Source organism: Brevundimonas naejangsanensis, from assembly GCF_003627995.1.
GTDB lineage: Bacteria > Pseudomonadota > Alphaproteobacteria > Caulobacterales > Caulobacteraceae > Brevundimonas > Brevundimonas naejangsanensis_B.
This window is the reverse complement of sequence record NZ_CP032707.1, coordinates 2166300-2179843: the sequence shown is the minus strand read 5'-3', so window position 1 is coordinate 2179843 and position 13544 is coordinate 2166300. Positions and strand designations below refer to the sequence as shown.

Here is a 13544-nt window from a genome sequence, read left to right as displayed (position 1 = left end):
AAAGGTCGGATTCCGTCGCGGATTTCCAGACTAAAATCGACGCCAGATTCCGACGACCGGCCCTTGGCCCGCAGGAATTTCGCGTCCCGAAACAGCCTGACGCCATCCGGCCTGCAGCCTCCAATCGCCGAACCGGCGGACCATGGAGGTTTCCATCGACAGCCAGCGCGCCCCCGCTTCGCCCTCGGCGGCGCCGCTGAAGACCTGCCCCAGCGCCATCCAGTCGCCATTCAGATGCAGGCCTGCCGTCAGGTCCAGCCGCGTCTCGTCCGGCAGGCCGCCACGCCAGCGTCGCGCCGCCTGGACCTCGATAAAGCCGCCCTGCCCCAGCCAGCCGCCCTCGCCGCCGAAGGCGCGGGCGGCCAGGGCGCGGACCTCCCAGTCGCTGTCGCCCGCGCCGGGCAGGGCATAACCCGCGTTGCGCCCCGCGCCGCCCTGGGCGTATCCGACATAGACGGCGGCGACGTTGTGATCGTCGCGATAGGCCTGCCAGCGGACGCCGATCTCAAGCGGACCGAGCGCCTGATAGTCGACATAGGCGTCGCGTCCGTCCTGCCCCTCGCCCTTCATCTGCAGGGTGAAGCGGTCGTCCAGCCCGTATTCGACCAGGACGGAAGCCGCGCTGTCGCGTCGTCCGCCCGGCAGATCGACCCGTCTCCCATCAGGCGAAAAGGCCGCGTCGGCGCGGATGCCTTCATATTTGACGATGGCCTGCCCTTCGCCCTTGGGCAGGTTCCAGGCGCCGGCGCCCGCCGTCTCGGCCGACGACAGCGCCGCCAGGCCGGCCAGAAGGCCGACGCTTCGCCCCCAGAAAGGGCCGCCCCCCGCCCGGATCACTCGTCGTAACCGGGCGACTTCCGCTCCAACTGCCGCAAGGCGCCCGGCCAGGCCAGGGCCGAGACGAAGCCGATCCCCCGTCCCTGCTCCTTCGTCTCGGCCTGGGCGGCGTCGGGAGCGATCAGGACGTTGTCGCGCCCAGCCGAGAGGGCGGCCACCTGCTGGGCGCAGGCGCGCTCGAGGAAGAAGATGCCCACCCAGGCCTGAGCCGCCGTTTCGCCGACCGCCAGGGTTCCATGATTGCGCAGCAACATCAGCGGCTTGTCGCCCAGATCGGCCACCAGGCGTTCGCGCTCCTCGTGGTGCAGGGCCAGGCCTTCATAGCCATGATAAGCCACCTGATGCTGCAGCAGGCAGGCGTTCTGGCTGATCGGCAGCAGCCCGTCCTTCTGCGCCGCCACGCCGACGCCGTTCACGGTGTGCAGGTGGATGACGAAATGGGCGTCATCGCGCGCGGCGTGGACCGCCGAGTGGATGGTGAAGCCCGCCGGGTTGATGAAGCTGGTCGTGTCCTGGACGATGTTGCCGTCGAGGTCGACCTTCACCAGGCAAGAGGCTGTAATTTCATCGAAATACCAGCCATAGGGATTGATCAGGAAATGTTTTTCCGGCCCCGGCACACGCGCCGAGATGTGGGTGAAGATCATGTCGTCCCACCCCTGCAACGCCACCAGCCGATAGAGGGCGGCCAGTTCGACCCGCGCCTTCCACTCCGCCTCGGACACCTGGGATTTGAGCGACAATGCCGCGTCCGCCATGAGCCTTCCCCTTATCAGCGTTCAGATGGAGCCTCACCCCGCCCCCGCCCCGCGTCAAGTCGCCGAACGCCGTGACGAAAGTCATGAGCGGGAAGACTTGGTTAACCCTGTTTTCATCGCCGCGCGCGAACACTGCCGCCCGACCGTGCAGCCGCGCCAACGAGGGGATGTTCCGTGGGCTCAATCGAGGCGTTCGAGCCGTCCAGGCCTGACGAGCCCCTGCCGCTCGCCAGCCTTCACCAGCTGCTCGACCTCGCGGCGGGCCGCCCGCCGCAGGAGCAGCAGCGGCTTCTGTTCGGCGTGGCCGACCTCTATCATTCGGTCGGCGGGCAGACCCGCGCGCCGGGCGCCCTGACCGAGGTCTTCATCGCCCTGGTCCGCGCGGCTGAACGGGACATCCGTCGCGCCCTGGCCGAGCGCCTGGCCGACGCGGCCTGGGCGCCGGCCGACCTGGTGCGTCTGCTGGCCGCCGACGCCATCGAAATCGCCCGCCCGGTTATCGCCGCCAGCCCCCTGCTGCTGGACGCCGACCTTCTGGCCCTGCTGGACGAGGCCTCGCTGGATCATCAGGTCCAGGTCGCCCTGCGTCCCGGCCTGGGCGCCGAGGTGGCGCGCGCCATCCTCGATCGCGGCGACCCTGCCGTCATGACCGCCCTCGCCTCGAACCGGACCGCGCGGCTGAGCGGGGCCGACATGATCCGCCTGGTGGACGGGGCCCGCTTCATGGCCGCCCTGCGCGCCCCCCTGACGCGGCACCCCGCCCTTAGCGAGGATCTGGCCCTGCGCCTCTATCAGTGGGTCGGAGACGCCCTGAAGCAGGCGATCTCGGAGCGGTTCGACCTCGACCCCTCGCGCCTGAACCAGACCGTGTCGGAAGCCGCACGGGCCGCAGCCTTGTCCTCGCCGGACGAAGCCGCCGCGCGCCTGGCCGCCAAGCTGCACGCGGCGGATCAACTACGCCCCGCCACCCTGATCCGGGCGCTGCGGGAACAGAAGCTGGACCTCTTTGTCCACGCCCTGGCCCTGCTGGGCGGGCTGGAGGTGGAGCAGGTCCGCCGCGCGCTGCGGGGCGACACGGCCCGGCCGCTGTTCCTGGCCTGCACGGCGGCCGGCCTGGACCGCGCCACCTTCCCGGCCGTGCTGCGCGAGATTCGCCAGCTGAACCGCGGCCTGCCGCACGATCCCGACGGCGAGGCCTGGCGCCCGGCCCAGCGGTCCGCCGCCCAGGCGGCCTATGAGTTTCGTCTGCTGATGGCGCCCGAAGACAGCCCTTCGGTTTGACAGCGGGCCTTCGCTCCGCTTGCGTAGCGGAGTGACTCACCCGTTCCAGCCCACCGCCATCAACTTTGTCGCCAGCGATCGGCCCGAGGCCGAGGCCGCCCGCAGACGGCTGAGCGAACGCTACGGCTCCGTCCCTCCGGCCGAGGCCGAGGTCATCGTCGCCCTGGGCGGCGACGGCTTCATGCTGGAGACCCTGCACAACAATCTTCAGCTGCGCACCCCCGTCTATGGGATGAACCGCGGCTCGGTCGGCTTCCTCATGAACGACTATGAGGAGGACGATCTGCTGGACCGGCTGGCCCAGGCCGACCGCACGGTGCTGCATCCGCTGCAGATGGACGCCTGGGTCGAGAGCGGCCAGGTGCACAGCGGCCTGGCCATCAACGAGGTCTCCCTGCTGCGCCAGACCCGCCAGAGCGCCAAGCTGCGCATCAGCATCAACGACAAGGTGCGGCTGGAGGAACTGACCTGCGACGGCTGCCTGGTGGCGACGCCGGCGGGGTCGACCGCCTACAACCTGTCGGCGCACGGGCCGATCATTCCCCTGGACGCGCCCAGCCTGGCGCTGACGCCGATCAGCGCCTTCCGGCCCCGGCGCTGGCGCGGCGCCCTGCTGTCGCATACGGCGCGAGTGCGCTTCGACGTGCTGGAGCCCGAGAAGCGGCCGGTCAGCGCCACCGCCGACAATTTCGAGGTGCGCGGCGTGTCGCGCGTCGAGGTGCGCGAGCGGCGCGACATCACCCTGACCATGCTGTTCGACGTCGGGCGCTCCTATGAGGAGCGGGTCATGGCCGAGCAATTCTCCGCCTGATCCGGAATGTCACGGGTTTTTAAGCCTCTCCTTGCAGACTGACCGTCGCTGTTGAGGAGCCGTTCCGTGACCAACCAAGTCATTCGCCCGCCCAATCCCCTGCGCGCCAAGGTCGGCGGCGGCTTCGGCGGCATCGACGCCAGCGCCATCGCCAAGGCGGAAGAGGCGCTGAAGGCCATGTCGGCCCAGTTCGGCCAGTGGCTGAACGATGAGGTGTCCAAGCTGGACAAGGCCCAGACCGACATCCGCAGCCAGGGCTATACGTCCGAAACGGCCGAGGCCCTGTATTTCCGCGCCCATGACCTGAAGGGGCTGGGCGCCACCTATCAGTATCCCCTGGTCACCCGCATCGCCGGATCCCTGTGTCGGATGCTGGACGACGCCGACAAGCGGATGCAGGCGCCCCTGGCCGTGGTCGACGCCCACATCGACGCCATCAAGGCCGTGGTGCGCGACCAGATCCAGACCGACGACCACCCGGTCGGCCGCGTCCTGGCTGAAACGCTGGAAGCGCGGGTGGCGGAGCACCTGGGCTAGGGCCGGAGGGGCTCCACACTTCCTGCACCCTTCCCCCTCGATGGGGGAAGGATGGGGATGGGGGTGCGGGCGCGACGCTTCTGAAAGGGCGCATGAGGCGTCGTCGGCGTCTCCCAGACTTTCCAGAAACCGTTCTGCCTCCACCCCACCCAACCCTCCCCCATCGAGAGGGAGGGCTTTGGATCAAGTCCCCCTACGCCGCGCTGACCGCGCCGCGCCAGCCGTCTTCAGCCGGGCGATCCAGCCGCTCCAGCAGATAGGCCAGGTCCTCGCGCGCGGCGTCGGGCCGCTGGCTCAGGAACCGCTCCAGCATGCGCTGGCGGAAGGCCGCGCTGCCCGTATCCCCGCCCTCGGCCTGCAGGGCGCGCCAGGTGTCGACCCCGGCGCGGAAGGCCTGGAACAGGCGCGGCGGCAGGCCCGCCCGATCATAGATCGCCTTGAGCCCCAGCGGTCCGGCGTCATGCACCATCAGCCAGGCGCGATGGTGCGGCGTGCCCGCCAGCTCGGCCAAGGCGTGCTCGAACAGGCCGATCTGGCCCCGCGCCAGCGCCCGCAGCAGCAAGGACGGCGTCAGCACGCGGCGGCTGTTAAGCCCCGCCACGAAGCCCGCCAGGTCGTCGACGACCCGCGCCTGATCCACCAGGTCGACGGTCGCCCGCTCGCGCGCGAACTCGGCGAACTGGATGGCCGTCTCGGGCGCCACGGCGTGGCGGGTGACCAGATGTTCACGCACCGCGTCGCTGGCCAGGACCACCAGCCGCTCGGTCACGGACAAGGGCAGGACCTGGCGATAGGCCAGGGCCGAGATCACCTCCGGCGCATCGCTGAAGCGGTCGATGACCATGCCCAGGGCGGCTTCGGACAGGTCGGCGTTGTCGTTGGCGGCCAGCGCCTTGACCGCCTCGCGCCGCCCCTCGGCGGCCAGGACCGTGGCCACGTCGCGCGGCACGCGCGGCCGGGACGCCACCGCGACCTGGCGCAGCGCCGTTCCCGCGCGCACGATCTCGATCAGGTCGTCGTCGCTGAAGGCCGGGGAGCAGTTGATGATCGGCAGGGCCACGCTGTCGACGTCCCCGGCCAGCCTGCGCGCCGTTTCACGCGGCATGACGTCCGACGCCTTCAGCGTCACCGCCACGGCGCGCCGCACCAGTTCGGCCGCGTCCGCCGCCAGAACCGCCAGGATCTTCTTGGCCGCCTCGCGCCCCGCGTCATCCAGAGCCATCCGGTCCATGCTGCGGCACAGCTTGTGCGCGGCGGCCGCGCGCTCGTCCTCGAGGTCGGACTTGATCAGGCGCCGAATGTCGCTTTCCGTCAGTCTGGCGCGGTAGGCGGTCATGGCTCGAGGGCTCAGGGCTGGCGAAAGAATCAGTCTTCAGCCCTAGCGTTACATAGTTAACACCTCGTTAGGAATAAGGCCGAACGAGGGTCTTTACGCCACCTTGTCCGCAGGCGGGGCGAAGGCGCCGCCGAACCCGCCGCCGCGCCCTTCGCCGTCCTGGCCCAGCAGCAGGGCCAGGAGGCTCTGATCCTGTTTCAGCCGATCCAGCCGAGCGGCCAACATCCGGTCCTTTTCGCTGAGGTCCGGCCCCTTGGGCGAGTCGACCCCGAGGGCGGGCGACGCCTCGCCGGCGGTGCGCTGCAGGTTGGCGTGGACCTCGGCCACCGTGGCCGGACGACCGCCGCGATAGAAGATCGAGCGATTGGCCGCGGCCGCCTCGGGGAACAGGGCCGCCGCATTGAGATGAGGCCGCGCCTGGACCGTCTCGATCAGCTTGGCCGCGCCGGCCGGCCCCAGGAAATGGGCGGCGTAGAGGTCGCCCGCCCCCGGCTCACGCCCCGTGCGGCCGCGCAGATAGGCGGCGTTGGAGGCCGTCAGCTCGGCGGCCATGGTCGAGGCCGCCTGAGGATCAAAGCGCAGGTCCAGCACCACGTTGCGGGCCGAGCCGCGCACCTGCCAGCGCCCGTCGCCGCCCTGGTGGATCAGGTCGGCGTACTGGCCGTAGCCGTGCTTGGCGCCGTGCCGCTTCACCGTCGCCAGCCAGGTCTGCTCGATGAACTGGAACAGGCCCGAGGCCGAGGAGGTCGGCGCCCGCGCATTGGGGTTCATCGCGCTTTCGCGGCGCGCGGTCTTCATCAGGAAATCGAAGTCCACGCCGGTCGAGGTCGAGGCGCGCCGAATGGCCGCCTCCACGCCGCCGGATGATGGAATCGATTTCACGCTCATAGGTGAACGGTCGCTAACCAAGGTTAACAGAAGCCTAACGCGCGAAGGCGGCGTTAAGGACTGCAAGCGCCACATTAAGGCCGCAACGGAAGCGCGAACTCTGTTCCATGGGTTCTGGGGAGGGCCCGCGACAGGAGGCGCGTAAAGTCATGATGATGCGTATCGCCGGCGGCCACGGCGTGGTCAGCCCCCTCGACTTCAACGAACGCAAGAAGGCCCTGCCCCGCTGGATGTGGGCGGCGATCGGAGCCTCGGCCCTGGTGCATGTCGGCGCTGGAATCTGGCTTTATCATCAAAGATTCGAACCGGCCGAGACGCCCGCCACGCTGGAGGAACGGCCGACGACGGTCGTGGACCTGCTGCCCATGCCCAAGCCGCCCGAGCCCAAAGCCGCGCCGACGGTCCCGCCTGCCCCGACGCCGCCGATCCACCGGCCGGAGCGCGTCATGCCCAGCGACGTCGCCCCGCTGGAAGTTCCGGTCGCGCCTGTCGTCAGCGCCGATGCCGGGCCGGCTATCAACCTGACCGCGCCCGCGGCCGAACCCTCGGCCGGAACGGCGGTGACGGCCGAGCCGCCGCGCATACCGGTGATCGCCAACCCCGACTGGGTCAGGAAGCCGACGGCCGACCAGCTGATACGGGCCTATCCTTCCGCCGCCGAGGCGCGCGGCATCGGCGGGGTGGCGAACCTGACCTGCGTGGTTCGGGTGGACGGCAGCCTGACCGGCTGTTCGGTCACGTCCGAGACGCCGGGCAATCAGGGGTTCGGCCGGGCGGCGATGAGCCTGAGCCGCTACTTCCGCTTGAGCCCGCGCACCGTGGACGGCCAGGCGGTCGACGGCGCCCGCGTCACCATGGCGATCCGCTTCGATCCGCCGAAGGATTAACGAAAGCGCGCCGGAGAGAGGGTCGGTTCGGCGACGGGCCGGCCCTCGATCGCGTCGGCGACCACCGCCCCGACCAGCGGCCCCAGCAGCCAGCCGTTGCGACGCGGCGCCAGGGCGAAATACATACCGGGCGCGACCTTCCCCGCCATGGGCAGGCCGTCCGGCGTCGTCCCGCGCACGCCCGCCCGCCAGTCGATCGTCAACGGGCGCGGCGCCTGGCCCAGCACCGCCCAGGCGGCGGCCAGCATGGCCTCGCAACGCGCGGCGTCGGGGACGAGGGAGCGCTCGCCCGGCTCCATCGTCGCCCCGATCACGCAGCCCTCGCCCATCGGCGCGACATAGGCCCCCGGCCCGCGCACGACGTGATCGACCAGGGCCTCCGAAACCAGGCCGATCTGACCGCGAACCGGCGTGACGAGGGCCATCAGCGCTTGAGCCTCGGGCGGCAGGCCCGCGACCACCGCCTCGGCCCCGGTGGCCAGAACCAGATGATCTGCGCGGACGACGCCCGCCGTCGTCTCGACGCGCCAGCCCTCGCCGTCCCGCGCCACGCCCCGCGCCCGACCCGCGATGAGGGCCAGCCCCCGCGCCAGGACAGCCAGGGCCTGCGGCGGATCAACCTTCGCATCCTCCCGCGTCGTCAGGCGCGCCGCGGCGGCGTCGTAGTCATGCTGAAAACCCCGCGCCAGCATCCGCGCGACCAGTTCGGCGACGTTCCCGCCGCGCCATTCCGCCAGATCGCCATACAGGCGCACGCCCGTCGCCTCGGCGAAACCGGGCCACAGGTCGCGCGCCCGGCGCAGCACCTCGGCCGTCGCCGGCGGCAGGTCGTCGACAGCGCTTTCCATGGCCGGGGCGATCATGCCCGCCGCCACGGCCGAGGCGTTGACCCCGCCCGGATCGACCACCGCCGTGCGGCGCCCGCGTCGTCTCAGCTCCGCCGCCGCGAACAGGCCCAGAGCGCCCGCGCCGATGACGACAGCGTCGAAGGAAGGTTCGGGAGAATTAGAAAGGGGCACGGAATGTCCTTCGACCTCCCGCGCCCCGATTTCAACCGTCGAAGTCGGTCTTTTATTCAGCCGCCAGCTTGGCCGCGCGCGCCTCTTCCAGACGCTTGGTCAGGGCGGCGTGCTGGCCCCACAGCGCCTTGGGCAGGCGATCGCCGAACTTCTCGTAGAAGGCGGGGATCAGAGCCGCTTCCTCGGTCCAGACGTCGGCGTCGACATCCAGCAGGATCTTCAGATCGGCGTCCGACAGCGTCAGGTCCGACAGGTCCAGCGCATCCTTGGACGGGACGCGGCCGACCGGGGTGTCCACCGCCTCGGCCTGACCTTCCAGACGCTCGACGATCCACTTCAGCACACGGGCGTTGTCGCCGAAGCCCGGCCAGACGAACTTGCCCTCGTCGTTCTTGCGGAACCAGTTGACGAAGAAGAGGCGCGGCAGCTTCGCGGCGTCGGTCTTCTGACCCATCTTCAGCCAGTGGCCGAAGTAGTCGCCCATGTTGTAGCCGCAGAAGGGCAGCATGGCGAAGGGGTCGCGGCGCAGCTCGCCGACCTTGTTCTCGGCGGCGGCCGTGCCTTCCGAGGCCACGGTCGACCCCAGGAAGACGCCGTGCTCCCAGTCGAAGGCTTCCGTCACCAGCGGCACGGCCGAGGCGCGGCGGCCGCCGAACAGGATGGCGTCGATCGGCACGCCGGCGGGGTCTTCCCACTCGGGCGCGATGGACGGGCACTGACCGGCCCAGACGGCGAAGCGCGCGTTCGGGTGGGCGGCGGGCTCGCCCGAAGCCGGGTCATGCGGCTGGCCCTTCCAGTTCGTCAGGCCTTCCGGCGCTTCCTTGGTCAGGCCTTCCCACCAGACGTCGCCGTCGGCGGTCAGAGCGACGTTGGTGAAGACGGTGTTCTTCGCCAGGGTCTCGAGCGCGTTCTTGTTGGTGTTGCGGCTGGTGCCCGGCGCCACGCCGAAGAAGCCCGCTTCCGGGTTCACTGCGTAAAGGCGGCCGTCGTCGCCGAAGCGCATCCAGGCGATGTCGTCGCCGACCGTCTCGGCCTTCCAGCCGTCCAGCGCCGGTTGTAGCATGGCCAGGTTGGTCTTGCCGCAGGCGCTCGGGAAGGCGGCGGCGACATATTTGGACACGCCCTCGGGGCTGGTCAGCTTGAGGATCAGCATGTGCTCGGCCAGCCAGCCCTCGTCGCGGGCCATGATCGAGGCGATGCGCAGGGCGTAGCACTTCTTGCCCAGCAGGGCGTTGCCGCCGTAGCCCGAGCCGTAGGACCAGATTTCGCGCGTCTCGGGGAAGTGGACGATCCACTTGTCGTCGTTGCAGGGCCACGGCACGTCGGCCTGCCCCTCGGCCAGCGGCGCGCCGAGCGTGTGCACGGCCGGGACGAAGACGCCGTCGGCGCCCAGCATGTCCAGGGCGCCCTTGCCCATGCGGGTCATGATGCCCATCGACACGGCGACATAGCCGCTGTCGGTGATCTCAACGCCCAGGGCGGAGATCTTGGAGCCCAGCGGGCCCATGCAGAACGGGACGACATACATCGTCCGGCCCTTCATGCAGCCGTCGAACAGGCCGTCCAGGCGCGCGCGCATCTCGGCCGGATCGGACCAGTTGTTGGTCGGCCCGGCGTCGGCGGCGTCTTGCGAGCAGATGAAGGTGCGGCTCTCGACGCGGGCCACGTCCTTGGGGTCCGAGGCGGCGTAGTAGCAGCCGGGGCGCTTGGCCTGGTCCAGCTCCTTCAGCGTGCCCTTGCCGATCAGCTCGGCGATGATGGCGGACTTCTCGGCCTCCGAACCGTCGCACCAGTGAACACGGTCCGGCTTGGTCAGGGCGGCGATCTGCTCCACCCAGGCGACGAGGCCCTTATGTTCTGTCGGCGCCGGATGGAGTCCGGGAATCGATTGAGTCACGTCTTGCTCTCCTGAACGTGCGCCCGACGATCTGCCGTCGTCGTGACGCGCAAGCTGATCACGCTGTGTTACGGGGCAATGGACCCAGCGGGACGTTAGGTCAACCGGCGCACTTTTCATTCTCCTGTTATTCAGATGAGCCGCCCCGAAAGCACATTTTCGTCGCTAAGAGAGGGCCGGAAGGCTATCTGCTTCGGCGTGAAAACCATGGATTCCGTACAGTCGCCGCCGGACGGGTTTCCCACCGGCGCCCTTGTCTCGCCGGCGGCGGAGCGCAATGCGCTGGCGATTCTCGAGGTGCTGAAGGCGCATCTGCCGGCGCGCGGCCGGGTGCTGGAGATCGCGGCCGGTTCAGGCCAGCACGCGGCGACCTTCGCCGCCGCCCTGCCGGGCCTGGACTGGACGCCCAGCGACCCCAGCCCCGAGGCCCGGGCCAGCATCGAGGCGTGGCGGGCGACGGCGGGCGCCGCGAATCTGCATCCCGCCCTGGCGGTCGACATGCTGGACCAGGCGTTCTGGCCCAGCGAGCCGCTGGACGCCGTCGTCTGCATCAACATGATCCACATCAGCCCGTGGTCGGCGGCCGAAGGCCTGATGCGGCTGGCCGAGGCCACGCTGAGACGGCCGGGCGGCCTGCTGTATCTCTACGGCCCCTATCGCGAGGCGGCGGTGCCGCTGGCCCCGTCCAACGCCGCCTTCGACGAGAGCCTGAAGGCGCGCGATCCGGCCTGGGGGCTGCGCGACCGGGGCGAGGTCGAGACGCTCGCCCGGTCGCATGGCCTGGCCCTGACGCTGCGGCGGGCCATGCCCGCCAACAATCTGAGCCTGATCTTCCGTAGGGTTTAGAAGGGCATTCTTTAAGTTCGTCATTCTCGGCCCTGTGCCGAGAATCCAGGCTCGAGGCCTCGTTCAGTCGCCCCCCTTGTGTTTCTGGATCCCCGGGACAAGCCCGGGGATGACGAAAAGAGGCCGCGTTTAGATGGCGGCGACCACCGCCGTCAGTTCAGCGCGGTCGTTCAGCAGGGCGACCTTGCCGTCGCGGAAGGCGGCGCCCGGCGCCTCGGCGGCCAGGCCGAAGATCTCGGCCGCCACGGCCACGCCGTCGGCGAAGGCCAGAACCGGCAGGCCGTGCGCCTTGGCCAGGCTCACCAGCGCCTTGACCTGCACCAGGCCGGCCTCGTCCGCCAGGCCGCCCGGCACCACCACGCCCTGAACCCGGCCGCCGCTGATGTCGTCGGCAGTCGCCGTGGCCAGGACCGTCAGTCCGCCCGACACCAGACTGCCCTCGCCCGTCGAAATGGGGGCCAGGGACACGCCTTCGAACCGAAGGGCGGTCTCCATGTCGCCGAGGTCGCCGAATTCCATGCCCTTGCGCATGATCAGGCCGAAGCGCAGCCGAGTCGGCGTGGGGCGATTACCGTATTGGCGAGAACGAGGGGCGGTCGCAGTCTTGCGTTGAGCGTACAAAACGTCTCCTTCGAAGGTTATCGATCAATAGTCGCGAGCAATTCAGAGAAATCGTCGCGCCCTGCACGCCGAAACCGGATCAAACACGGCAAACGTCGCGATCCGAAATAATCGGCCGCGCACTCGGCAAAATCATCAGGGTGACTGCTGATATAGGCTTATGATGCTCAAGGTCAACTTGAGCGACGAAAACGTGAACTAAAACCGCGCCGTGGAAAATCTGAACTCGGTCGCGGCGGCGCCGCCCTTGCCTCCACGCGCAGGCGGGTCCTACACAGCCGATCGCATCGGAGAGTCAGTCAGACCATGGCCTTCACCCGCACCTATGACGGCGCAGAACCCGTCCGCATCAACAAGTGGCTGGGCCAGACCGGCGTCTGCTCGCGCCGCGAGGCCGAAGGGCTGATCGCCGAAGGGCTGGTCAGCATCGACGGCGAGGTGGTGCGCGACGCGGGCCGCAAGATCGAACCGGGCCAGACCCTGACCCTGAACGACAAGGGCGAAGCCGCGCTGGCGGCGGGGGTCGCCATCCTGCTGCACAAGCCGGTCGGCTATGTCTCGGGCCAGCCGGAACCCGGCAAGATCCCCGCCGTGCGCCTGCTGACCGCCGCCAACAAGGTCGGCGAAGGCGAAGTCCCGGCGCGCGACGCCTCCCTGCCCCCGGTCGGGCGGCTGGACGAGGATTCGCGCGGCCTGCTGCTGCTGTCGTCGGACGGGGTGGTGGCCAAGGCGGTGATCGGGCCGCAGTCGGACCTGGACAAGGAATACCTGGTCCGCGTCGCCGGTCAGGTGACGGAGGCCAAGCTGTCCAAGCTGCGCCACGGGCTGGAGCTGGACGGCCGCCAGCTGAAGCCCGCCCGCGTCACCCAGATGGAGCCCCAGCGCCTGCGCTTCCTGCTGCGCGAGGGCCGCAATCGCCAGATCCGCCGCATGTGCGAACTGGTCGGGCTGGAGGTCGTCGACCTCTACCGCATCCGCATCGGCCCAGTGAAGCTGGGCGACCTGCCGGAAGGCCGGTGGCGGATGCTGACCGCGGACGAGCGGGCGGCGCTGATCAAAGGGTAAGCGCCTCGAACCACCGCTGCAGCAGGGCCGCTTCGGCGCGGTGGGCGGCGGTGCGGGCGGCGGCTTCCTCGTCCACGCCCCAGCGCTCCTCGGTGAAGGCTTCGTCCAGCCGCGACAGGTCCAGCGCCGCCTCGCCCGCCAGCGCCCCGCGCTGCACCGCCAGCCCCAGCACCGCCGAGCCGAACAGGGGCACCGCCATCGCCAGGCCGGTCAGAGCGAAGTCGTCCAGCGCCAGCGCCAGGGCCTCGACCCGCGCCAGGGCCCCGGGCGCCTGGGGCCGGTGGATGATGCCTTCGACCGTGTGCAGTTCGACGCCCAGTTCGCGCGCGGCCCAGTCGCGCCACGGCCCCCATTCGGCCTGCTGGCGCTCGATCAGGCCCGACGGCGCCTCGGCCAGGTAGCAGAGCACGTCCGACCCGGCGTAGCGGGCGATCTCTTCGGCAACAGGCGCGCGCGTCTGGCTGACCCGATCGATGGCCGTCGAGGCCAGGCGGGTGGCGGGCATGGTCGCGGGCAGCAGGTGTTCGCCCTGGGCGTTCCACTCCTCGGCGACCAGGCCGGCGGCAGCCTCGGTCGGCAGAACGATGGCGCTCCCGGCCGGCGTCTTGGGCGCGCGGCCGTCCAGCAGGACGATCCAGCCGCCGTCGCGCGCCTCGGCGTCGGCGCTTTTCCAGAAGCGCTTGATGCGCTCCTCGGATTCACGAAAGCCCTTCTGGGCGGCGACGTTGGGGTCCAGCGGGGGAATGTGGGTCATGATGGAT

General features: G+C 69.9%; 14 protein-coding genes. 6 read left to right on the top strand and 8 right to left on the bottom strand.

What is annotated here, in order from left to right; all coding sequences use genetic code 11:
- Nucleotides 1–30: 30 nt before the first annotated feature.
- Nucleotides 31–837, bottom strand: coding sequence for a hypothetical protein (locus D8I30_RS10350; RefSeq protein WP_240387215.1), 807 nt, complete (start codon nt 835–837; stop codon nt 31–33).
- Nucleotides 834–1595, bottom strand: a complete 762-nt coding sequence (locus D8I30_RS10345; protein ID WP_121482666.1) for a class II aldolase/adducin family protein — start codon at nt 1593–1595, stop codon at nt 834–836. Before D8I30_RS10345 ends, D8I30_RS10350 begins: the two co-directional genes overlap by 4 nt.
- Nucleotides 1596–1769: 174 nt before the next feature.
- Between D8I30_RS10345 and D8I30_RS10340 the strand changes: the two genes are divergently transcribed.
- From D8I30_RS10340 to D8I30_RS10330, 3 genes are all read left to right on the top strand, one after another.
- On the top strand, nt 1770–2876 hold the full coding sequence (locus D8I30_RS10340) for a DUF2336 domain-containing protein (RefSeq protein ID WP_121482665.1): 1107 nt from the start codon (nt 1770–1772) through the stop codon (nt 2874–2876).
- A 31-nt stretch (nt 2877–2907) separates the two neighbouring features.
- On the top strand, nt 2908–3687 hold the full coding sequence (locus tag D8I30_RS10335) for an NAD kinase (RefSeq protein ID WP_121482664.1): 780 nt from the start codon (nt 2908–2910) through the stop codon (nt 3685–3687).
- A gap of 66 nt (nt 3688–3753) precedes the next feature.
- Entirely contained in the window at nt 3754–4224 is a 471-nt protein-coding gene (locus D8I30_RS10330; protein ID WP_162938858.1) for an Hpt domain-containing protein, read from the top strand.
- 193 nt (nt 4225–4417) lie between these two features.
- Here the strand turns inward: D8I30_RS10330 and D8I30_RS10325 are convergent, their stop codons facing one another.
- Entirely contained in the window at nt 4418–5560 is a 1143-nt protein-coding gene (locus D8I30_RS10325; protein ID WP_121482662.1) for a DUF2336 domain-containing protein, read from the bottom strand.
- Nucleotides 5561–5653: 93 nt separating this feature from the next.
- A complete protein-coding gene (locus D8I30_RS10320) occupies nt 5654–6448 on the bottom strand; it encodes a transglycosylase SLT domain-containing protein (RefSeq protein WP_121482661.1) in 795 nt (264 codons plus the stop codon).
- Between the two features lie 149 nt (nt 6449–6597).
- Between D8I30_RS10320 and D8I30_RS10315 the strand changes: the two genes are divergently transcribed.
- On the top strand, nt 6598–7335 hold the full coding sequence (locus tag D8I30_RS10315; RefSeq protein ID WP_162938857.1) for an energy transducer TonB family protein: 738 nt from the start codon (nt 6598–6600) through the stop codon (nt 7333–7335).
- Here the strand turns inward: D8I30_RS10315 and D8I30_RS10310 are convergent.
- Both D8I30_RS10310 and D8I30_RS10305 read right to left on the bottom strand, forming a co-directional pair.
- Nucleotides 7332–8354 carry an NAD(P)/FAD-dependent oxidoreductase gene (locus D8I30_RS10310; protein WP_121482660.1) on the bottom strand — a complete coding sequence of 341 codons (1023 nt, stop codon included), beginning with the start codon at nt 8352–8354 and terminating at the stop codon, nt 7332–7334. The genes D8I30_RS10315 and D8I30_RS10310 overlap by 4 nt on opposite strands.
- Before the next feature lie 52 nt (nt 8355–8406).
- A complete protein-coding gene (locus D8I30_RS10305) occupies nt 8407–10251 on the bottom strand; it encodes a phosphoenolpyruvate carboxykinase (GTP) (protein WP_121482659.1) in 1845 nt (614 codons plus the stop codon).
- A 207-nt stretch (nt 10252–10458) separates the two neighbouring features.
- Here D8I30_RS10305 and D8I30_RS10300 point away from each other — a divergent pair, with 207 nt between their 5' ends.
- Nucleotides 10459–11097, top strand: coding sequence for a DUF938 domain-containing protein (locus D8I30_RS10300; protein WP_121482658.1), 639 nt, complete (start codon nt 10459–10461; stop codon nt 11095–11097).
- 129 nt (nt 11098–11226) lie between these two features.
- Here the strand turns inward: D8I30_RS10300 and D8I30_RS10295 are convergent, their stop codons facing one another.
- Nucleotides 11227–11628 (bottom strand): hypothetical protein, encoded by a 402-nt coding sequence (locus tag D8I30_RS10295; RefSeq protein ID WP_121482657.1) that lies wholly within the window; start codon nt 11626–11628, stop codon nt 11227–11229.
- Nucleotides 11629–12024: 396 nt separating this feature from the next.
- Here D8I30_RS10295 and D8I30_RS10290 point away from each other — a divergent pair, with 396 nt between their 5' ends.
- The gene (locus D8I30_RS10290; protein ID WP_121482656.1) at nt 12025–12783 is read left to right on the top strand and encodes a pseudouridine synthase; all 759 of its coding nucleotides are present in this window, start codon (nt 12025–12027) and stop codon (nt 12781–12783) included.
- On the opposite strand, the gene D8I30_RS10285 is transcribed toward D8I30_RS10290, so the two are convergent.
- Nucleotides 12773–13537, bottom strand: coding sequence for an ATP12 family chaperone protein (locus tag D8I30_RS10285; protein ID WP_121482655.1), 765 nt, complete (start codon nt 13535–13537; stop codon nt 12773–12775). The genes D8I30_RS10290 and D8I30_RS10285 overlap by 11 nt on opposite strands.
- Between the last annotated feature and the right edge of the window lie 7 nt (nt 13538–13544).